This is a genomic window from Chloroflexia bacterium SDU3-3, assembly GCA_009268125.1.
GTDB lineage: Bacteria > Chloroflexota > Chloroflexia > Chloroflexales > Roseiflexaceae > SDU3-3.
The window spans coordinates 1-20,412 of sequence record WBOU01000027.1 but is presented as its reverse complement, the minus strand read 5'-3'; the positions used below and the strand labels follow the sequence as shown (position 1 = coordinate 20,412).

19 protein-coding genes and 1 rRNA gene are annotated in these 20,412 nt (G+C 65.7%); 18 read left to right on the top strand and 2 right to left on the bottom strand.

The features are described 5' to 3' along the window. The first annotated feature begins 7 nt into the window (after positions 1 to 7). From F8S13_26470 to F8S13_26395, 16 genes are all read left to right on the top strand, one after another. Positions 8 to 1,039 (top strand): glycosyltransferase family 2 protein, encoded by a 1,032-nt coding sequence (locus tag F8S13_26470; protein KAB8139851.1) that lies wholly within the window; start codon positions 8 to 10, stop codon positions 1,037 to 1,039. After that, a complete protein-coding gene (locus F8S13_26465; protein KAB8139850.1) occupies positions 1,036 to 2,211 on the top strand; it encodes a glycosyltransferase family 4 protein in 1,176 nt (391 codons plus the stop codon). Before F8S13_26470 ends, F8S13_26465 begins: the two co-directional genes overlap by 4 nt. Next, entirely contained in the window at positions 2,208 to 2,786 is a 579-nt protein-coding gene (locus F8S13_26460) for a hypothetical protein (protein ID KAB8139849.1), read from the top strand. The genes F8S13_26465 and F8S13_26460 overlap by 4 nt, the downstream gene beginning before the upstream one ends. Continuing rightward, positions 2,783 to 4,180 (top strand): hypothetical protein, encoded by a 1,398-nt coding sequence (locus tag F8S13_26455; GenBank protein KAB8139848.1) that lies wholly within the window; start codon positions 2,783 to 2,785, stop codon positions 4,178 to 4,180. Before F8S13_26460 ends, F8S13_26455 begins: the two co-directional genes overlap by 4 nt. Next, positions 4,177 to 5,307, top strand: a complete 1,131-nt coding sequence (locus F8S13_26450; protein ID KAB8139847.1) for a glycosyltransferase — start codon at positions 4,177 to 4,179, stop codon at positions 5,305 to 5,307. Before F8S13_26455 ends, F8S13_26450 begins: the two co-directional genes overlap by 4 nt. Further along, positions 5,301 to 6,476 (top strand): glycosyltransferase family 4 protein, encoded by a 1,176-nt coding sequence (locus F8S13_26445; protein ID KAB8139846.1) that lies wholly within the window; start codon positions 5,301 to 5,303, stop codon positions 6,474 to 6,476. The genes F8S13_26450 and F8S13_26445 overlap by 7 nt, the downstream gene beginning before the upstream one ends. Before the next feature lie 52 nt (positions 6,477 to 6,528). Beyond that, on the top strand, positions 6,529 to 7,866 hold the full coding sequence (locus F8S13_26440; protein KAB8139845.1) for an oligosaccharide flippase family protein: 1,338 nt from the start codon (positions 6,529 to 6,531) through the stop codon (positions 7,864 to 7,866). Then, positions 7,866 to 10,346, top strand: a complete 2,481-nt coding sequence (locus tag F8S13_26435) for a hypothetical protein (GenBank protein ID KAB8139844.1) — start codon at positions 7,866 to 7,868, stop codon at positions 10,344 to 10,346. The genes F8S13_26440 and F8S13_26435 overlap by 1 nt, the downstream gene beginning before the upstream one ends. 2 nt (positions 10,347 to 10,348) lie before the next feature. After that, complete coding sequence (locus F8S13_26430) at positions 10,349 to 11,155, top strand: glycosyltransferase family 2 protein (protein ID KAB8139843.1); 807 nt, start codon at positions 10,349 to 10,351, stop codon at positions 11,153 to 11,155. After that, entirely contained in the window at positions 11,142 to 12,413 is a 1,272-nt protein-coding gene (locus F8S13_26425) for a hypothetical protein (protein KAB8139842.1), read from the top strand. Before F8S13_26430 ends, F8S13_26425 begins: the two co-directional genes overlap by 14 nt. After that, on the top strand, positions 12,400 to 13,968 hold the full coding sequence (locus F8S13_26420; GenBank protein KAB8139841.1) for a hypothetical protein: 1,569 nt from the start codon (positions 12,400 to 12,402) through the stop codon (positions 13,966 to 13,968). The genes F8S13_26425 and F8S13_26420 overlap by 14 nt, the downstream gene beginning before the upstream one ends. 13 nt (positions 13,969 to 13,981) lie before the next feature. Continuing rightward, positions 13,982 to 15,136 (top strand): glycosyltransferase family 4 protein, encoded by a 1,155-nt coding sequence (locus F8S13_26415; GenBank protein ID KAB8139840.1) that lies wholly within the window; start codon positions 13,982 to 13,984, stop codon positions 15,134 to 15,136. Continuing rightward, positions 15,133 to 15,978 carry a DUF1616 domain-containing protein gene (locus F8S13_26410; protein ID KAB8139839.1) on the top strand — a complete coding sequence of 282 codons (846 nt, stop codon included), beginning with the start codon at positions 15,133 to 15,135 and terminating at the stop codon, positions 15,976 to 15,978. The genes F8S13_26415 and F8S13_26410 overlap by 4 nt, the downstream gene beginning before the upstream one ends. Then, positions 15,975 to 16,901 (top strand): CPBP family intramembrane metalloprotease, encoded by a 927-nt coding sequence (locus tag F8S13_26405; GenBank protein KAB8139838.1) that lies wholly within the window; start codon positions 15,975 to 15,977, stop codon positions 16,899 to 16,901. The genes F8S13_26410 and F8S13_26405 overlap by 4 nt, the downstream gene beginning before the upstream one ends. Positions 16,902 to 16,904: 3 nt before the next feature. Next, entirely contained in the window at positions 16,905 to 17,135 is a 231-nt protein-coding gene (locus F8S13_26400; GenBank protein KAB8139837.1) for a hypothetical protein, read from the top strand. Positions 17,136 to 17,581: 446 nt separating this feature from the next. After that, positions 17,582 to 17,896 carry an RNA-binding protein gene (locus F8S13_26395; protein KAB8139836.1) on the top strand — a complete coding sequence of 105 codons (315 nt, stop codon included), beginning with the start codon at positions 17,582 to 17,584 and terminating at the stop codon, positions 17,894 to 17,896. Between the two features lie 102 nt (positions 17,897 to 17,998). Here F8S13_26395 and F8S13_26390 read toward each other — a convergent pair whose 3' ends face one another. After that, a complete protein-coding gene (locus tag F8S13_26390; protein KAB8139835.1) occupies positions 17,999 to 18,766 on the bottom strand; it encodes an alpha/beta hydrolase in 768 nt (255 codons plus the stop codon). A 194-nt stretch (positions 18,767 to 18,960) separates the two neighbouring features. Here F8S13_26390 and F8S13_26385 point away from each other — a divergent pair, with 194 nt between their 5' ends. Further along, positions 18,961 to 19,740 (top strand): metalloregulator ArsR/SmtB family transcription factor, encoded by a 780-nt coding sequence (locus F8S13_26385; protein ID KAB8139834.1) that lies wholly within the window; start codon positions 18,961 to 18,963, stop codon positions 19,738 to 19,740. Between the two features lie 88 nt (positions 19,741 to 19,828). After that, positions 19,829 to 20,215, top strand: a complete 387-nt coding sequence (locus F8S13_26380) for a DUF1801 domain-containing protein (GenBank protein ID KAB8139867.1) — start codon at positions 19,829 to 19,831, stop codon at positions 20,213 to 20,215. Positions 20,216 to 20,290: 75 nt separating this feature from the next. Here the strand turns inward: F8S13_26380 and rrf are convergent. Next, positions 20,291 to 20,406 (bottom strand): 5S ribosomal RNA (gene rrf, locus F8S13_26375). Positions 20,407 to 20,412: the final 6 nt, after the last annotated feature.

The following is a 20,412-nucleotide window of genomic DNA, read 5'->3' as shown; positions in this document are numbered from 1 at the left end:
AGGTGCTGTGAATATCTCCGTTATCGTTGTCACCTACAACAGCCGAGCCTACATCCGGCGCTGCATCGAGTCCATCCTAGGCCAGCTGGGGCGCGACGACGAGCTAATCGTAGTGGACTGCGGCTCGACCGACGGCACCCCCGAGGTGGCCGAATCGTATGGGCTGGCCCAGGTGATCCGCACCACCAACCGTGGCTACGCGGGTGGCAACAACCTGGGCGCAGCGGCGGCGCAGGGCGCGTATCTGGTGTTCCTGAACCCCGATACGCACCTGCGCCCCGGCGCGCTGGCCGCGCTGGTGGCCCCGCTGCGCGGGGATGGCCCCGACGCGCTCTCGACCGCGTGCGTGGTGCACATGCGCCAGCCCAGCGTGGTGAACGCGTGCGGCAACACGCTGCACATCGCCGGGCTGGCCTACTGCCGTGGCGCAAACCAGCAGGCCGCGCTCTACCGCGCATCCGCCGAGGTGGATGCGGTCTCGGGCGCGGCCTTCGGCGTGCGCCGCGCCGTGTTCGCGCAGCTGGGCGGCTTCGACGAGCAGTTTTTTATGTACGTGGAAGATACCGACCTCTCGTGGCGGGCCAGGCTAGCTGGCTACCGCGTGCGCTACGCCGCCGACGCGGTGGTGGAGCACGACTACCGCGTGAGCTACTCGCCGCGCAAGGCCTTCTACCTCGACCACAACCGCCACATTATGCTGCTGAAAAACCTGGGGCGCAGGGCCTACCTGCGGCTGCTGCCCGCGCTGCTGGCCGCCGAGGTGATCACCTGGGGCTACATGCTGATGCAGGGGCCGCGCTTCTGGCTGGTGAAGCCGCAGGTCTACGCCGCGCTGCTGGCCGAGCGGCGCAGCATCCGCGCGCGGCGGCGGGCCGCCCAGGCCCTGCGCCAGGCCCCCGACCATGCGGTGATGGCTGGCTTCGCGGTGCACCTCGATTTCCAGCAGCTGGCCGGGGCCGCGATCTCGCGCGCGGCGGCGGCTGTGTTCGACCCCTTCTTCTCCGCAGCGCGGCGCATGGCGATAGGAGGTGGGCGATGAAGATCGCTCATATCAGCGCAACATTCCCGCCCTACAAAGGCGGCACCGGCAACGTGTGCCTGCACAACGCCCGCGAGCTAGCGCGGCGCGGCCACGAGGTGACGGTCTTCACGGCGGCGCAGGGCGCGCCCACCACCGAGGCGCGCGACGGCTTCAACGTGCGGCGGCTGCGCGCCCTGGTGCGCGTGGGCAACGCCCCGCTGCTGCCCAACCTGCTGCCCGCCCTGCGCGGCTTCGACATGGTGCACCTGCACTACCCGTTCTTCGGCGGCGACGCCCTGACGCTGGCGGCGGTGCGGCGCGAGATCCCGCTGGTGATCACCTACCACCAGGATGTGCTGCTCTCCGGCCCGATGGCCGTGGCCGAGCACGCGCTGCGGCACACCGTGGGGCGGGCCACCCTGCGGGCCGCCCAGCGCGTGCTGTTCACCTCGCTCGACTACAGCCGCGCCTCCTACGCCCGCCCGCTGCTGGCCGGGCGCGAGTCCGCGATCGACGAACTGCCAAACGGTGTGGACACCGAGTTCTACTGCCCCGGCGAGGTGCCCGCAGGCCTGCGCGAACGCTGCGGCGTCGGCCCCGACGACCGCGTGTGCATGCTGGTGGCCGGACTCGATCAGGCCCACTACTTCAAAGGCGTGGGCGTACTGCTGGGCGCGCTGGAGCAGCTGCCGAGGCATATCAAGGCCGTGATCGTGGGCGACGGCGACCTGCGCCCGCAGTACGAGGCCGAGGCCCAGCGGCGCGGGCTGGCCGAGCGCGTGCACTTCGCGGGGCGCGCATCCGACAGCGAGCTGCGCGACCTCTACCGCATGGCCGACATGACCGTGCTGCCCTCGGTGACGATGGGCGAGGCCTTCGGCCTGGTGCTGGTCGAGTCGCTGGCATGCGGCACGCCGGTGGTGGCCAGCAACCTGCCCGGCGTGCGCACCGTGGTCTCGCACACCAGCGACGGCTTCCTGGTGCCGCCCGACGACACATCCAACCTAGCAGCCACCATCGACGTGCTTGCGGGGAACGACGAGATGCGCCGCAGCTTCGGCAGGCGCGGGCGCGTGAAGGTGGCCGAGCGCTACGACTGGACGCAGATCGGCGAGCGGCTGGAGGCGATCTACACCCACGTGCTGGATGAGCATCGGGTGGCGGCGGCCATCCCGCAGGAGGGCGCATGATCGGAAGCATCCCCATGGTGGAGCTGGCCCCGCTGGACTACCGGATCGCGCTGGATGCGGCGGCGGTGGCGCTGGCCGAGACCGCGCCGCTGATCGTGTGCGAGGTGCCGCGGCTGCGCGCCGAGGCCGCCCAGCGCGTGGCCGAGGGTGGGCCGGTGGCCTCGGCGCTGTGGATCGAGCCGATGCTGCCCACATGGCAGGCCGAGCTGGTGCGCCTGAGCGTGATGCTGCCAATGGGCGCGCAGATGGCCCTGGTGGTCTCGCAGCCCATGGCCCGGCTGCTGCCCGAGCGGCGGACGTGGGGCGGCCAGCCGCTGGGCACCCGGCTGGGCGGCATGGCCCGGCTGCGTGGCGCGCTGCGCCGCGCCGGGTGGCGCGCCCAGGCCGAGCACGGCTTCCACACCCTGGATGCGACCATCCTCAGCATCATCGGGCGGCAGTTCGAGCGCCACAACCGCGCCGACCTGGCCGACAAGCTGGGCTTCGAGGCGCGGCTCCGCTACAGCGGGCGCGGCCTGCGTGCGGCTCTCTCCACCGTCGCGCTGATCATCGCACAGAAAGAAGGGCAGCTATGAGCACTGGGGCTATCTCTCTGCTGAGCAGCGGGCCAGCGCCCGATATCTACGGCGCGCGGCTGGTGAGCCAGGTGCTCACCCCCGCCCCGGCCACCACCGCCGACAGCTCGCCCGAGATCGACCGGGCGCTGGCCCGGATGGACGCCTGGCTTGAGACCATGCGCTGCCCGGGCGGCTACGGTGGCCCGGTCTCGCACTGGTGGCAGCAGTGCCTCACCTACACCGGCGCGGGGCTCGACTGGCGCTACGAGGGGATCATCGCGGGCTACCTGCACCTATGGCGGCGCACCGGCGGCCAGCACTGGCTGGACAAAGCCCGCCGCGCCGGGGATGACCTGGTGGAGGGCCAGTTCGACAACGGGCACTTCCCGGCCTCGGCCTTCGAGCTGAACCCGGCCACGGCGGGCACCCCGCACGAGGCCGCCTGCGACCACGGCCTGCTGCTGCTGGCCCAGGCCCTGCGCGACGCGGGCGCGGCGGACTGGTCGCGCTACGCCGACGCGGCGGCCTGGAACATCCGCGCGTTCTACCTGGGCCAGCTGTGGGACGAGGCGGCGCAGGCCTTCCGCGACAGCCCGAACACCGTCTCGTTTGTGCCGAACAAAGCCGCGACTGCCTGCGACGCCCTGTTCCTACTGGCCGACCTCACCGAGGACGACAGCTGGGTCGAGCGCTACGCGCTGCCCACGCTGCGCCGCCTGCGCCAGCACCAGATCGCGGGCGGGCCCTTGGATGGCGGGATCGCCCAGAACAGCTTCGGATCGCACGTGGTGGCCAAGTACTTCCCGATCTACATGGCCCGCTGCATTCCCGCGCTGCTGAGCGCCTACCGCTGGACCCGCGAGGAGCTCTACCTCGACTCGGCCCGCCGCGCGATGATGTTCATCACCCGCTGGCACGGCGAGGGCGGGCTGCCGCCCACGGTGGTGTACGCCAACGGTCGGCTGGCCACCCAGCCCACCTGGGTGGCCGCCCTGGGCGACGTGCTGCGCGCCGCCGATGCGCTGCACCCCTACGGCGTGGCGGTGGATCTGGATGCCACCCGCGCCCGGCTGCTGGCCGGGCAGGATGCCTCCGGCGGCATCCAGACGGCCCAGGGCTTCGGCGGGCAGGGGCTGGGCGGCGCGGGCGACCTGCCCGACTTCCGCGACCTGCTGCACGTGGCGGGCTGGTGCGACAAGGCCTTCCGCTACCTGGCGGCGCACGCTGGCCCCTCGCTGCCGCTGCTGCCCAGCGAGCGCTTCGAGGCCGACTGCAGCTTCCGCGGCCACACCTACCAGTTTGTCGAGACCCCCGAGCAGATCGAGGCCATCCGCAGCCGCCGCGTGTGCTACCGCTGGCGCAAGGGCGCGCATGCCCCCGATGTGGCCGAGGCGGAGTTCTGGCTGCGATGATCACACCCATAAGGCGGCTGCGCGCCGCCGCTGACGCCGCCGCGCCCTGGGCCATGCTGGCCGGGGCCACCTGCGTGGCCGCCTGGAACCTGCGCCTGCTGCTGCGCGCTCGCGTGCCGCAGCGCAGCGCCGCGCCCGCGCTCCAGCGACACCCCTCGGTGAGCGTGCTGGTGGCCGCCTGGAACGAGGCGGCCAGCATCGAGGCCCACCTGCGCTCGTTCCAGGCCCTGCGCTACCCCCAGATCGAGCTTATCCTCTGCGCGGGTGGCGACGACGCCACCCTGATGCTGGCCCGCCACCTCGCATCCGACCGTGTGACCGTGATCGAGCAGCGGCCCGGCGATGGCAAGCAGCGCTCGCTGGCCCGCTGCCTAGAGCACGCCAGCGGCGAGGTGGTGGTGCTGACCGACGCCGACTGCATGTACGACGACGAGGCGCTGGAGCGGCTGCTGGCCCCGATCGTGAACGAGGGCGAGCGCATCACCACTGGCGCATCCAGGCCGCTTGACAGCCAGATGTGCCAGGTGCTGCCGCGCTACCTGTGGGCATCCGACCTAGTGGCCAGCAGCCAGGCCCCGGCCTACGCCGATGGCATCCTGGGGCGCAACGCCGCGATCACGCGGGCCGCGCTCGATCAGGCAGGTGGGCTGGGCTTCGAGGCGCGCACCGGCACCGACTACCAGCTTGCCAAACGTCTGCTGGCCAGCGGCGCGGCCATCCGCGCTGTGCCCGAGAGCGTGGTGCCCACGGCCTACCCCGACACGCTGGCCAGCTACCGCAGCCGCCAGTCGCGCTGGCTGCGCAACCTGCTGATCTACGGCGCGCGCTACCGCGCCTACGCCGACATCGCCCGCACGCTGCGCACGGTGCTCACCGGTGCGGCCATGCTGCTGATGCCGCTGGCCACGCCCCTGGCGGGCCGACTGCCGCTGGCGGCCTGGGCCACGCTGCTGCTGCACGCCTGCCTCTCCAAGCTGCGCTACGCCGCCTTCGCCGAGCGGGCCAGCGGCCAGCGCACCCCCAAGGCGCTCTACCCGCTGGTGCTGCCGCTCACACTGCTCGATTTTGCGCTCTGGGTGCTGCCGATCCGCGATCTACTCGATCCAAACAGGAGGGGGCGATGGTAGGGAACACCGCGTTTCAGACCCAGGCGCTGAGCGCGCCGGGCAAGGTGGCGCTGCTGGCCAAGCCGGGCGGGCCGAACACCGGCGTGGGCCGCTATGTGGCCATGATGGAGGCCGGGCTGCGCCAGCAGGGCGTGGATGTGGCCCGCGTGGCCCCGGTCGCACCGCCGCTGCCGGGTATCTACCCGCTGCTCGGCAGGCTGAAGCTTGACCTGCGCGCCTTCCTGGCCAACTACCCGGTGTGGGCCAGCCTGCCCGCCGCTGCGATCACCCACGTGACCAGCCAGAACCTGGCGTCGCTGCTGCTGTTCCGCCGCCCGCCGGGGCGCACTGTCGTCACCGTACACGACATCATCCCCTACATCCTGCGCGACAGCCCAGCCATGGGCGCGTACCGCAGCGTGGCCGAGCGCCTGTTCGACCGCATGGCCATGGCTGGGCTGCGCCGCGCCGACGCCCTGATCGCCGACTCGGCCTACACCAAGCGCACCCTGGTGCGCCACCTGGGCATCCCCGAGCAGCGCATCGCCGTGGTGCACCTAGGCATCGACCACCAGCGCTTCCGCATGCAGCTGCCGCCCCACGGGCTGCGCGCCCGCTACGGCCTGCCCAACGACCGCCGCTTCATCATCTATGTCGGCTCCGAAGACCCGCGCAAGAACCTGCCGACCCTGATCGAGGCGCTGGCGCTGCTGCGGCGGGCCATCCCCGACGTGGCGCTGATCAAGGTGGGTCGCGCCCACTTCGAGCGCGAGCGGCTGCGACTGAAGGAACTGGCGGCGCGGCACGGCGTGCAGGATGCGGTGTACTTCCTCGACGACGTGCCCGAGGACGACCTGCCCGCGCTCTACGGGCTGGCCAGCGTGTGCGCCATGCCCTCGCACTACGAGGGCTTCGGCTTCCCTGTGCTGGAGGCCATGGCCTGCGGCACGCCGGTGGTCTGCGCCGACGCCACCTCGCTGCCCGAGCTGGCCGGGGATGCGGCGCTGCGCTTTAGCCTGGGGCCGAACGAGGTGGCCGACATGGTGGTGGCCCTGGCCCGCGCCCTTGACCCGCTTGAGCGCGCCGAGATGCGGCGGGCTGGCCTGGCCCGCGCGGCCAGCTTCCGCTGGGAGAAGACCGTGCAGGAGGTGATGGCCTGCTACCACGAGGTGGGCGGGCTTTCAGCATAGCGAGCGCAGCCACTTTACACAGCTTCGTTAGGTTAAAACGATATCACGCCTGTTGGAGCAGGTTTGTTTCTACTTTTTTATGAAGACGATCATTCTACAGAGCCTGCGCGTTGTTGCGATGAATGGCGCGCAGGTTATTTTTGGCCTGATCAGCTCGGTCATCCTGGCGCGCGCACTCGGCCCCGAGGCCCGCGGCATCTACGCCATGATCACGCTGGTGGCGGGCACTATGGCCATGCTGTGCAACCCCGGCATCTACGCCAGCGCCAACTACCACATGAGCACAGGCCGCTGGAACAAGGCCCAGGGCCTGGGCACCGTGATGGCCGTCACGTGTGGGTTCGCCGCCGTGGCCGCGCTGATCGCAGTGCTGGTGATGCCGCTGTTCGGCGCATCGGCGGAGGTGGTGCGCGAGTGGCCGATCTTCGGCTCGGTCGCCGTGATCACCGCCATGTCGATCTTCACCACATCGTTCAACGGGCTGTTCTTCGGCTCGCACCGCGTCAGCGCGATCACCAACTGGCGGATCGCCTGGGGCGGCGTGCAGTGCCTGGTCTTTTTCCTGCTGGCCCTAGTCGTCATCGATCTCAAAGTCTTCACGCTCGCCACCGCCGCGCTCTCCATTCTCGATATTGTTGGCCTGGCACTTCTGTTCTGCTGGGGCGAGCGTGTGACGATGACGACCAACCCTGGGCTGGTGAAAGACCTGCTGCGCTACGGCATCATGGTCTACGGCTCGCGCATCCTGCTGTACCTAGGGCAGCGCCTCGACACCTTCATGGTGCTGTTTTTCTTGGGCACGGTGTCGCTGGGCCACTACACCATCGCCGTCTCCTTCGCCGAGCAGATCGCGCTGCTGCCCTACTCGGTGAGCATGATCATGATGCCCAACCTCGGCAAGCTGCAGATCAGCGAGTCGGCGCAGATGACCGCGCGGGTGGTGCGCTACACGCTGGTGTGCGTGGTGGCCATGATCGCCACGCTGATGCTGGTGATGCCGCTGCTCATCCCGCTGATGTACGGCGAGGAGTACCGGCCCTCGGTGCTGCCCTTCCTGCTGCTCGCGCCGGGCACGGCGGCGATCAGCCTGTTCACGATCATGGAGCCGTTCTTCCAGTCGAACCACCGCCCGCACATCCCGCTGATCGTCACGCTGATCGGCGTGGCCGCGAACTGCGCGCTGAACCTGCTGCTCATCCCGCGCGCGGGCATGGCGGGCGCGGCGCTGGCCGTCACCGTGGCCTACATGCTCCAGCTGACGACCGCGTGCTACTTCTTCTTCCGATGGACCAAGTTGCCGCTTCACACGCTATTTGGGCTGCGCAGCACCCTGGCCGAGATGCTGCAGTACGGGCGCGATAGGCTCTATCGTCTCCAGAGGGCTTCGTGATGCATAATATCTTGGCCACCGCCGCCGTGCTGGCGCTGACCATCCAGCCCGCCGCGCCCACAGCATCTCCACAGTTCTGCTCGGCCACATCGCCCACCACCTACATCCCAGCCTCGGCAGGCAGCCCTGCATCCACGGTCATAAGCTGCGCGTTCGCCGGAAATACAGCTGACCGCGTAACCGTTTTTGACCGCGATGGCGACATGCGAGACACGGGCAACTGGACTACCGCCGTCGATTTCGACCACGACCTGTGGGTGTTCGATGCAGGTGGAGACGGCACGGCCAACCTGATCATCGCCTTCTCTCAAGATAGGGATGCCATCGCAGAGGTCTACGATGACCAAAATAGCGATGGCAAAGTGAGCTACCACATCCAGGATGGCAGCATCATCATTGATGAGAGCCAGTTCTGGACGGTTCAGATGCGCGCACAGGGCGGATGGTGGCAGCAGGGCGAGAAAATCAACTACAACCTCGACATCGCCGTTGATGGTCCAGTGATGGCACAGGAATCATACGATCGCTTTCTTGATCGTATCAAAAATGATGGCCACACCGATTTCGCTATCAACGTGCGAGACCCAAAAAATATCGGCGCACCGATCTACGATATCCGTACCGCCTCAACCGACCTCCCCGAAAACTGGGGGTTACGGCGCGTCAATATCGCGGTCGACGAGCAGCCCCATGCCAATCAGCAGCTAGACTATTGGCTATTCTGGCCGTTTCTGGGCACAAGCGCCGAAAAGCTCGAAACATCGAAGCTTATACCCTTCTATAGCGCCTCTGGGCAGACATACGGCCTGGTACAGGCATACAGTCATCGCGCTCCTCCGATCCAGGTTGCCTGGTCTCAGAGCAAGATCATGTTTGTCGCCGAGCTTACCCCCACACGAGCAAAGGATAACGGCTGGTTTATCTATTCGCACTATGCGCTAAGATCAGGAGAAACCTATGTTCCAGACTTTGAGGCCCCTTTCTCCTTCTACGATATTGCTAACGACCATGACGGCATCCCAGAGCTACTTGTTCGCGTAGAGCACTATCTACCCAACGACCGATACTTCAAATCGAATAGACTCATTGACTTTCCCACAACCATGCTACGCTATTCTTGGGATCAGAATAATGATGGTAAATGGGACTATTCATTCAATGGCATCACGCATAAAGAGTTTGCCAAAGAAGATATTCAACTTGGCGATCTCACGGTTCATACAGCTCCCTACACATCCTTTGCCCAGAACATGACCTCTCTACCATGGGATGTGATCACACTAGCACAATCGATGGAGGGCGGATATCGGGGACAGGAAGGCATCTACACTTGGGGCATCCTCAACGATCTGCGCGATAACTATTTGCTTGGCGACACCGACACGCCAGACACCAGCAGCTTCCAGGTGATCGACCCCGGGTTTCGCGGCGAGTACGCCATTCGCACCGATCTGCCCGCCCGCGTGTATATCAGCCCGGTGGATGGCCAGCTCCACCTGCTGAACGCTCAGGCAGGCCTGTGGGTGATCGATGGGCAGAACCGGGTGCAGTATCGCAGCGCGGCTGGCACGCCCTACATCGACGAGTGGCGCTCTGTGCAGGCCAATGGCGTGGTGACGAGCACCACCCAGCTCAATGTTGCCGACCAGTACCTCACGCTGTTCGAATCGAAGAGCGGCACGCTCACGCTGCGGCAGGCCCATGTCACGCCCAGCTTGGCCGAAAGCACGCCGCCCACCAACCACGAGGAGTGGCTGGCCATGGGGCGCAAGCTCGACGCCGCCAAACCCGCATTCGCACCGCAGCAGGTGTCTGCGATGTTCAATCAGTTCTCAGGTCCAACCCAGCAGATCCAGGGCGTGCAGATGAGCGACTACCGCGCGACAGGCAACAGCTTCAGCTTTGTGCTGAAGGTGCTGCCGGGCTTCACATCTGCCGGGCGCACGCTTCTCGATCTCGCACACATCACCCCCGGCGAGTACCTCATCCGCTACGACGGCACGTTCCACGCCGAGCCATTCGTGCCCGCCGAGGTCCGGGCGACTGCGGTGGAGGCTGTCGGCGGTGCGGCGCTGGCCGCACAGACCGTGCATGTCACACTGGAGAACACGGGCACGCTTGCGCTTGCCAGCGTGCCCGTGGTGCTGACCGCGCGTCTAGGCGAAACAAACCAGGTGATGACCGCAACCCTCGCAAGCGTACCTGCGCATGGTTCTACACGTGCCCAGATCAGCTGGACGCCGACAAAGCCGGGGGAGTGGGAGCTGAGCGCAGCGGCGGGTAGGAGCGCTATAGCCACAAAGGCCGAAGTGCTGGCAGCCACCATGCCCGATCCCAACTGGAGCTTCGCACGCATTGGGGGGCAGCCGCTCGCGATAGGCGCAGTTGCCGTAGCGCTGCTCGCCACCCTTCTGGCCTTTAGCATCAGCTTCGCACGCCGTAGCAGCTCGACGCCGCACCATGATACCTATGGAGACTAGCGATGACTCGGCCTTACCTCTCAGTCATTGTCCCAGCCTATAACGAGGAGCATCGAATCAGCGACTCGGTAGGACAGATCTGCACCTACCTGCACCAGCAGCCCTACCCCAGCGAGCTTGTGGTAGTGGATGATGGCAGCAGTGATGCTACCCCAGACATGCTCCGACAGCTTCATGCCAACCACCCCGAGCTACGCGTTATCCAGAACGAGCATCGCGGCAAGGCGGTGGCGGTGCGCACCGGCGTGGTCGCCGCGCGCGGGCAGCTGGTGTTGTTTATCGATGCCGACCTGCCTATTCCGCTGGAGGAGATCGGGCGCATGGTGGCCGCGCTTGAGCAGGGGGCCGATGTGGCCATCGGCTCGCGCGAGGGCGCGGGGGCCACCCGCGTGGGCGAGCCAGCCCACCGCCATCTGATGGGGCGCTGCTTCAACACCGCCGTGCGGCTGCTGCTGGGGCAGGGCTTCCGCGACACCCAGTGCGGATTCAAGGGCTTCCAGGCCGAGGCCGCGCGCCGACTATTCGCCATGAGCCAGCTCTACACCGAGCAGTCCCCAGTGCTCTCGCGCAGCGCAGTGACGGCGTTTGATGTCGAGATCCTGTTTCTGGCGGTGCGCGAGGGCATGCGCATCATCGAGCTACCGGTCGAGTGGCACTACCGCCCAGGCTCAAAGGTCAGCCCTCTGGCCGACAGCGTGAGCCTCTTTCTAGATGTGGTGCGCATCCGATGGAACGCGCTGCGCGGGCGCTACCAAGGCAGCGGACCCGCCGCCGAACGTGTAGAGGAGGCCACCCATGCGCGCATCTGAGCAGGCACTCCCGAAGAGCTATGCGGTGCCCCAGCTCCCGCAGGCGCTGCGCACCACACGCGGTTGGGCACTATCGATCTTCGCGCTGGCGCTGCTGATGCGGGTGGCTTACGCCCTCATTGCGCCGCGCATCGACCCGTTCCTGGCCCAGAACCCGCTGCTGGGCGACGCGGCATCCTACGATCGGATCGCCCGCACGCTGATGGAGGGCGGCATGTACGGCGAGTACGCCCATCGGCCCAGCGTATTCTGGCCGCCGCTCTACCCCATGTTCCTTTCGCTGCTCTACCGCGTGGGTGGCTATCATCTGATGCTTAGTCGGCTCGCCCAGGCGGTGCTTAATGCGCTGCTGCCGCCCCTGCTGTTCTTAGCCGTAAACGCGCTGGGTAAGCCAGCCGCGGCCCGCTGGGTCAGCCTGGGCGCGCTGTGCTATCCCTTCCTGCTCTTCTTCGGCGCATGGCTGATTGCCGAGAGCCTCTTTCTGGCCTTGCTAGGCTGGCTGCTCTGGATTGGGGCGCGCCTGCAGATGCGGCCCGATCTGCGCCTGGCGCTGATGTTCGGCGCGGTGGGCGGTCTGGCGGCGCTGGCCAAACCCACCATCCTCATGCTCTTTCCGTTCTTGGTGCCGTGGTTCCTGCTCTGCCTGCGCGGCATCCCCCTGCGGCGCAGGCTCGGGCTAGGCATGGCGGCGGCGCTAGCACTGGCGCTGGTGGTAGGCCCGTGGCTGATCCACAACACGCTGGTATTTGGCCGCTTCGTGATGATCTCGACCAATGGCGGCTACACCTTCTACGGGGCTAACAATCCCAATGCCTTTGGCGGGCACTACGAGCGCTTCCCGCCCAAGATCCCAGGCTTAAACGAGATCGACGAGCAGTCGGAGTACTACCGCCGCGCCTTCGCGTGGATCGCATCGGACCCTGGGAAGTTCAGCTGGCTCGTGGGGCAGAAATACCTGCGGCTGCTCTCCCCGCTTTCCATCGCCAGCTCGCCTCAGGATGCGGCCATCCCCGGCGCGTGGCTGGTCCGGATCATATACGGCGGGTTCCTGCTTATAGTGGCCCTGGGGGCCGCCGTATCGCTGCGGCGCTGGCGCGAGTACTTCCTGTTTTACGCACTTATCCTCAATGTGCTTGTGAGCACTGGCCTGTTCTACGGCGATGTACGCTATACCCTGCCTATGGTTCCGGCCCTGCTGGTTTTTGCCGTGGCTGGCGGGCAGTTCTTGATCCAGAGGTGGCGCTATGCGCGCAGCTAACCCCCCCAATGAGGCCTCGCCCTGGCTATGGCTTGGGCTGAGCATGGCCTACTGTATGCTGATGGCCAGCTACTTTGTGCTGCGCTACCACGGCCTGTGGATCGACACCGACTCGGCGGTGCTGACCCAGGCGGCGCAGGCCATGGGCGATGAAGGCACGCTCATCCCGCAGCGCTTCATCTACGGCACCGGCTACGCATACCAGAGCGTCACAACCTTTCTGTCAGCAGCAAGCGGTATCTCGGTGGCTGATCTTCAGTACCGCATCTTACCAGTGCTGGGCATGTCGCTGTGGTCTAGCGTGCTCTTCCTGTTCTTCCGCGAATGTACTGGAAGTGCCCCATTTGCAGCGCTCGGCACCATTCTGCTCTACTCGCATCCCGATTTTCTGTACGTCTCGCTGCGCGGTAGCCACGAGAAAATGACATGGCCGCTGGTGGCGCTTGCACTCATCTTCTTTCTATCAAGCCTACGGGCAAAGGATGTCTGGCAATCTGCGCTCTACGTCGTGCTATTCTACCTGAGCGCGCTGGCGCTGATGACCACCAACTTCTTCTTTGCCTCTTCATTTGTGATCGCAATATTGACCAGCTTGGTCATCGGCCTGGTAGCAGCACGCTGGATCATCCGGCAGGAACAAGGGCGGCAGATCGCGCGGCAGCTGCAACGCTACATCTATGTTATAGCGAGCCTCAGTGTGCTGCTCGTGCTCGTGCTATTCTACATTTATCCGCCCGCCCAGGACTCACTTCAGACAATGAAGTCGCTCCAAGAAAAGATTGCCTCCTTGATCTTTGGCGAGAGCACCAGGCACAACCCCTATGCCATCGTCAGCTTCGGCTGGGTAAGCCGCTGGGCCTATTTGGGGCTCACCTCGATCAACTATCTGCTAATCATCACCTCATTGATCGGCCTATTTGTGGTAGTACGAAACGCCATCTATCGCCCTACAATCGTAGTAATCACACTCTTTTACCTAAGCTTCTCACTGCTGTTTTTCTGCGCGCTGGTGGCCGACCTCACCGGCTCTATCGGCGCGAACCTCCAGCTACGGATCATGCCAGCCTACATGCTCTTCACCGTAGCCATGACCCTGCTGGCCTTCCAGTGGCTCTATGAGCAGATCGGCGTGGTGCGCCGCGTCGCAGCCTTCGCTATGCCAGTGCTGCTAGTCTTTTTTAGCATAAACGCCCTGCTGAAATCGACCAACGAGCCTGCGCTCAGCAATTACTGGATCTTCTACCTACCTTCCGAGCAGCAGGGCCTAGCGTGGAGCGACCAGCATCTCAGAGGCCAGCCGATCTGGATGGACTTCGATGCCGTGCGGCTCGCTCCACTGTGGCGGCAGGAGTTTTCGGAGAGCACCCAGGGCAACCGCGCCGACACCGGCGAGCCAGAGCCTATAACGCGCACATTTTTTGTCTCGCAGCCCGTGCGGCTGTGGGGCGCGCGCCTGGGCCAGGCCCTGCCGGTGCCCGCCGACGCGCTGCGGATCTACGACAATGGCGAGGCCGAGCTGTACCACCTGCGACCGCTGACGCCCTACCAGCGCTGATCGAGAGGCTGTGATGCGAGTTGGATTCCTAACCTACGGCCTCGACCGCGCGCCCACCGGCATCGGGCGCTACGCCGTGGAGCTGCTGCGCAGCCTGGCGGCGCTGCCCGACGCCCCCGAGCTGGTGCTGCTCACCACCGAGCGCAGCGACCCGCACGGCCTGTGGGGGGCGTTCGAGCGCCACGCGCTGCCGGGGTGCCGCCTGCTGCCCGCCCTGATGACGGCGGGCAACGCGCTGCTGAGCGCGGCGGCGCGGCGCTACCGGCTGGATCTCATCCACGACCCCAACGGCATCGCGCCGTTCCTGGGCCCAGCCCTCGGCGCGCGCCGGATCGTCACCATCCACGACGCCTTCGCCTATGTCTACCCGCAGACCCACAACCGGCTCGACAACTGGCGCTACCGCTGGATGCTGCCCCACGCCGCCCGCGCCGCCGACGCGGTGCTGACCGATAGCCATCATTCGCAGGCCGACCTGGTGCGGTTTCTCCACCTCAAGCCGGATCATGTCCACGCCATCCACTGCGCGATCGGCCAGCGCTTCGCGCCCGTGCCGCCCACCCGCGAGCGCGAAGCGACGCTGGCCCGCTACGGCGTGGCCGCGCCCTACCTGCTGTATGTCGGCGGACTCAACGCCCGCAAGAACATCGGGCGCATGCTGCGCGCCTTCGCCGCCGCGCGCGAGCAGGCCCCCGAGCTGCAGCTGGTGATCGCTGGCAAGCGCCAGTGGCAATCGGGCGAGATCGACGCGGCCATGACCGAGCTGGATCTGGAGCCACACGTGCGCTTCACCGGCTACTTCGACGATGCCGACCTGCCCACACTCTACAGCGCCGCCGAGGCCTTCGTGTTCCCGTCGCTCTACGAGGGCTTCGGTCTGCCGCCGCTGGAGGCCATGGCCTGCGGCACACCCGTGATCACATCCAGCGCATCCTCGCTGCCCGAGGTGGTGGGCGACGCCGCACTGGTGGGCGACCCCTACGATCTGGCCTGGCTCGCCGACGCGATGGTGCGGGCCTACCGCGACAGCGGCCTGCGCAGGATGCTGCGCAGCCGCGGGCTAGAGCGGGCAAAACTGTTTAGCTGGGAGAAAACTGCCCAGGCGACCTTTCGTATCTATCAGGCGGCGCTCGCGCCAAACGATGCCGCCGCCCCGGTGGTGCTATGAGTTCTACTGTTGCCCTTCCCAACGCCGCAGGCCGCCGAGCAAACCTCGCGGATGTGGCCGACCTGCTGGGCCTGCTGGCCCTGGCCCTGCTGGCCCCGGCGCTGGTGCTGCTGCCCATCCCGCCCTTGCTGCGGCTGCCGCTGGGCGTGGCGCTGGTGCTGTTCGCCCCCGGCTATGCGCTCCAGGCCCTGCTGTTCGCACGCGGCAGCCTGGATGGCGTGGCCCGCGCCGCACTGAGCGTGGGCCTGAGCATCGCGCTGGTGCCGTTGCTGGCTCTGCTGCTGAACGCGCTGCCCTGGGGCATCCGCCCGCTGCCGATCACGCTGGCCCTGGCAGCGACTGTGGGGCTGCTGGCCCTGGCCGCGCTGGTGCGCCGCGCGCGCTGGCCCGTGCAGGTGGCCACAGCGCCCGCACCACGGCGCTGGCCGCTGGCGCTGGCCGCTAGCACAGCGGCGGTCGCCCTCGCCTCGGCCCTGCTGATCTGGCTGACCGCCGCGCCGCCTGCCGCACCCACCGAGTTCTACGCCCTGGGCAGCCAGAGCATGGCCGAAAGCTACCCCCGCGAGGCCGTGGTCGGCGAGCCGGTCGCGCTCACCCTGGGCATCGCCAGCCACGAGCCGCAGCAGGCCAGCTACCGCGTAGCAGTGCGCTCCGCCGGGGCCGAGCTGCTGCGCACCCAGCCGATCACGCTCGCGCCTGGTGCCGTGGCCGAGCAGCAGATGCAGTTCGCACTGCCCCAGGCAGGCGATGATCAGGTGGTCGAGATCGTGCTGCTGGCCGATGGCCAGGATGAGCCGTACCGCAGGCTCCAGCTTATCCTCAATGTGCGAGGTGACTCATGACCGCCATCGCTCATGTGATCGGGCGGGCCAAACCTGCCGCATTTTGGATCTACCTCGGACTTATCACCGCCGCCGAGCTGCTGATCGCCTACGTCAGCCCGATGGCCGGGCTGCTGATCTGCCTGACCCTGGTGGCAGCACTGGTGATCCACGCCGCGCTGGCCGCCCAGCCCGAGGAGCGCACTATGGCGTTGGGGCTGCTGCTGGCCCCGCTGGTGCGGCTAGTGGCCCTTGGCATGCCGCTGGGTCGCTGGCCGGTGCTGGCGGCCTACCCCGCCGTAGCCATCCCCACCCTAATCGCCACCATCTTGGTCTGCCGGGCCAGCGGCCTCACGGCAGCGCGCCTGGGCCTCACATCCGGCAGGCCGCTGGAGCAGCTGGGCATCGCGGCCAGCGGGCCAGCGCTGGGCCTGGCCAGCTACTGGCTGCTGCGCCCCCAGCCGCTGCTGGGCCAGCAGGCCACCTGGCAGCAGCTGGCGCTGGCCGCCCTGCTGCTGGCGCTCTCCACCGGCGCAGTGGAGGAGCTGATGTTTCGCGGGGTCATCCAGTCCAGCGCCGCCCCGCTGCTCGACCGCTGGGCGGTGCCCTTCGTAGCCGTGCTGTTTGCGGCCATGCACCTGGGCCACCGCTCGCCCGCCATGGCCGTGCTGATGCTGGTCGTCGGCCTGCTGTTCGGGCTGGCGGCCCAGCGCACCGGCTCCATCCTGGGCGTGGTGCTGGCGCACGGTATCGCCAACGTGCTGGCCCTGCTGGCCCTGCCCGCGCTCAGCCGTGCGCCATCCTCAGCCGCCTGGACATGGCTGCTCTGGCTGGCTGGGCTAGGGGCGCTTGGCGCGGTGGCGGCGGGCGTGGCAATCTTTCGTCGGCAAGCAACCACATCACAGGCTCCCGAGGCTCTGATCGAGCGGGAGCAAGGAGCATAGCTTATGACAACCATGATCGTGGCCGGGGCGGGCGCGCCCACCGTGAGCATGGCGGCGCTGACGCTGCTGATCGTGCTGGCGCTGCTGGTCTTTCTCATCCAAAAAGAGATTGTAGGCATTGTGCAGGGCGAGCTCGCCCAGCGCCTTGGCCGCGCGCTCAGCGTGGCGATCGTGCCGCTGGCCGTAGTGTTCGTGTGCAGCACCTGGATCAGCGTGATGGACGCGCTGCGCTAACGCTAGCCAATCGGGTGGTAGCTGGCCTGGCTTCGCAGGAAGCCAGCCAGCTTACCTGATTAAAACGAATCACATTGCGCTGCAGTAGCATACCCGCTCATAACATTCGATCGCCCATCTGCCCTACTTTTATGAGAGATTTGACCAACACACAAGATTCTTTGTGAAAGATCCCCAAAAACGGATCTCGTGTGTTATAATATGCCCGTTGACCAACGAATGACTTTGCGAGATCTGCATTTGTGCTTCCTCATTGCCTCCATGCGCTCTCCAAAACTTCACGTGCTCTGAAGAAGATTCGTTGCTAGCGCGAGAGCAAGAATAGCTCAGGTTTCGAGCCGTTCTCCAAGCAGCGCAGTTTGTCGGTTGCTATTAGGAATTGGGCATAGCATAGCGCATATGGCCCAGAGACTGCCGCTCGCGTATGGCGGCAGAGGAGTTGCATCATGCAGGCGAAACTTTTTGTTGGTAACCTCTCGTGGAACATCGGCGACGCCGACCTCGAGGAAGTCTTCAGCGCCTACGGCGAGGTGAAGAGCGCTCGCGTCATCACCGACCGCGAGACGGGCCGCTCGCGCGGCTTCGGCTTCGTCGAGATCGAGGCCAACGACATCAACACCGTCATCAGCCAGTCGAATGGCCAGGAGGTCGATGGCCGGCCCCTGCGCGTGAACGAGGCTGAGGACAAGGGCGGCTTCGGCGGCGGCAACCGTGGCGGTGGCAACCGCGGCGGCGGCAGCCGTGGCGGCGGCCGCTGGTAGTTCCAGCGCCGGGCGTATAGCCCAGCCACACTCGTAAACAGAAGGCGGGGGTCTTTCGACCTCCGCCTTTTCGCGTGCCGCACAAACCCTGCGCATCACATGCTAGGCGCGAAATACATCCCTCAGCCCAGCAACAAAAGCGCTGGCCAGCACACCCGCGCCATGCCGCTCCCCCTCGAAAACATGCCGATCAAACCCTAGCCCCTGCATGCGGCTGAAGGTCTTGCTAAGGGCTAGGAAGCCTGGCAGCAATTCATCTTCAGCGCTGCCAATACTCATCGAGAGCCGCATACCTTCACGCTCTAGCACATATTCCTGCGCACGCTGCAGCAGATAGCTATCGGCCCCAGGCCAGGTGCAGCTAGCCGCAACATATCGTCGGAACATGGCTGGCTGGGAAAGCAAGCTATGCAGCGCAAAAAGCCCCGCCGCCGAAAACCCAAACAACGCACGATCGCGAGAGTCGGCACGATAGATCCGCTCGATAAAGGGCAGCAGCTCCTCTCGTAGGAATAAGCTAAACTGCTCGCAGCGCGATGTCTCGGGGCGGTCGTGCGCCCCTGGCGGCACCAGATCGCGCTCTCGCAGTTGGGCCTGCTCGCCCCAGGTGGCAATACCATCATAGGCGATACCAACCACGATGATCTCTGGGATATCGCCAGTACCAATTAGGGTTGGGATTAGCCCAGCCGCAAGGCCAAATCCGAACTCGCCATCGGGCACATATAAAACTGGGTAATGCCGGTCGCCCTCCCAGTAGCTAAAAGGCAGCCAAACACCGACCTGGAATGACTGATCGATAGCGGTAGAAAAAAGACGGTGCGATGCGGTATTGAACAGGCCGAAACGATCCATCGCTGGTGGGATCATAGCTTCTCCCCTTATGTCTGCTATGGCCAGATTCTAGCTCATCCGTGCGATTACAAGATCGGCTGAGCGATGGAGGTTCTTCCCACCGCATCATAGAGCAAAGTGGGCCATGCTGATAAAACGCTCTACCTATCACTCGAACATCCGTACAAAACCCCTTGACATGTGACCATTTGGTCACATATAATACTGCTATGGATGATGCATCTGTATTCCGCGCCCTCGCCGATCCGACCCGTCGGCAGCTGCTCGACCTGCTGTTTGAGCGTGATGGCCGCTCGCTCACCGATCTAGAGTCCGCCCTACCGATGACGCGCTTTGGTGTTATGAAGCACCTAGGTATACTTGAAGAGGCCCAGCTTATCACCACGCGAAAGGTCGGGCGCGAGAAGCTTCATTATCTGAACCCTATCCCCATCCAGCTCATCTGGGAGCGCTGGATCAATAAATACTCGGCAGGGCATATCAGCGCCCTAGCCGATCTCAAAGCTGTGCTTGAAGGAGAAGGAGAGAACAGTATGACAGCGGAATCAAAGCCTCGGCTGGTGTATCAGATCATCATCAGGGCACCTCAGGAGCGCGTGTGGGAGGCGATCACCACCTCGGATTTCACCACCCGCTACTACTATGGCAGCGCACTGCAGACAGATCTCACCATTGGATCGCCCTTCACCTACCATATGCCCAACGGTTCGCCCATCGTCGAAGGTACAGTCGTCACCTGCGAGCCGCCAAGCCGCCTTGTGCACACCTACCACTCGCTCTGGCCACCCATGAACGAAGATGCGCCCACCCAAGTCACATGGGAGCTAACGCCCATGCCAGGCGGCATCACCAAAGTCACCGTCCTCCACGAGGAATTCCAGGGCGAGACCCCCACCTACCAGGGCCTGCAGAGCGGCGGCTGGACATGGATCCTCAGCAACCTGAAGACGGTGCTGGAAACCGGCGAATCGCTACCACAGGGCTACTAGTCCCGATATATCAAAAAGGAGTTATACAATGAGCGAGAAGAAGACCACCAAGCAGGGGCAGGGGTTCACCGCCGAGGAGCGGGCCGCGATGCGGGAGCGGGCCAAAGAGATGAAGGCCGAGGAGCGGGCCAGCAAAGACCGCGAGGCAGGCGAGCGCGACGTGCTGGCCAAGATCGCCGAGATGCAGGAGCCGGAGCGCAACATGGCCACACGGCTGCACCAGATCATCGCGGCCAACGCCCCGGCGCTCGCGCCCAAGACATGGTATGGCATGCCCGCCTACGCCAGGGATGGCAAGATCGTTTGCTTCTTCCAGTGCGCCGAGAAGTTCGGCGCGCGCTATGCTACACTTGGCTTCAACGATGCGGCCCGGCTCGACGATGGCGCTATGTGGCCCACCGCCTTTGCGCTGAAAGAGCTAGGCCCCGCCGAGGAAGAGCGGATCGCTGCGCTGGTGCGGCAGGCGATGGGCTAGAAGCACCAAGGTAAAATACACGCGGCACGCAAAACCGCCGCCGAGCAGTGCTCGGCGGCGGTTCTGTTGTTTTGGTGGGCGCGCGGACCTTGTCTCCCAGCTCCAGGGGAGCCAGTACCTTCAGCGCTGCGGTGTTTCACGACCCGGTTCGAGATGGGACGGGGTGGGGCCACCGCGCTCAACGCACGCCACTGGCT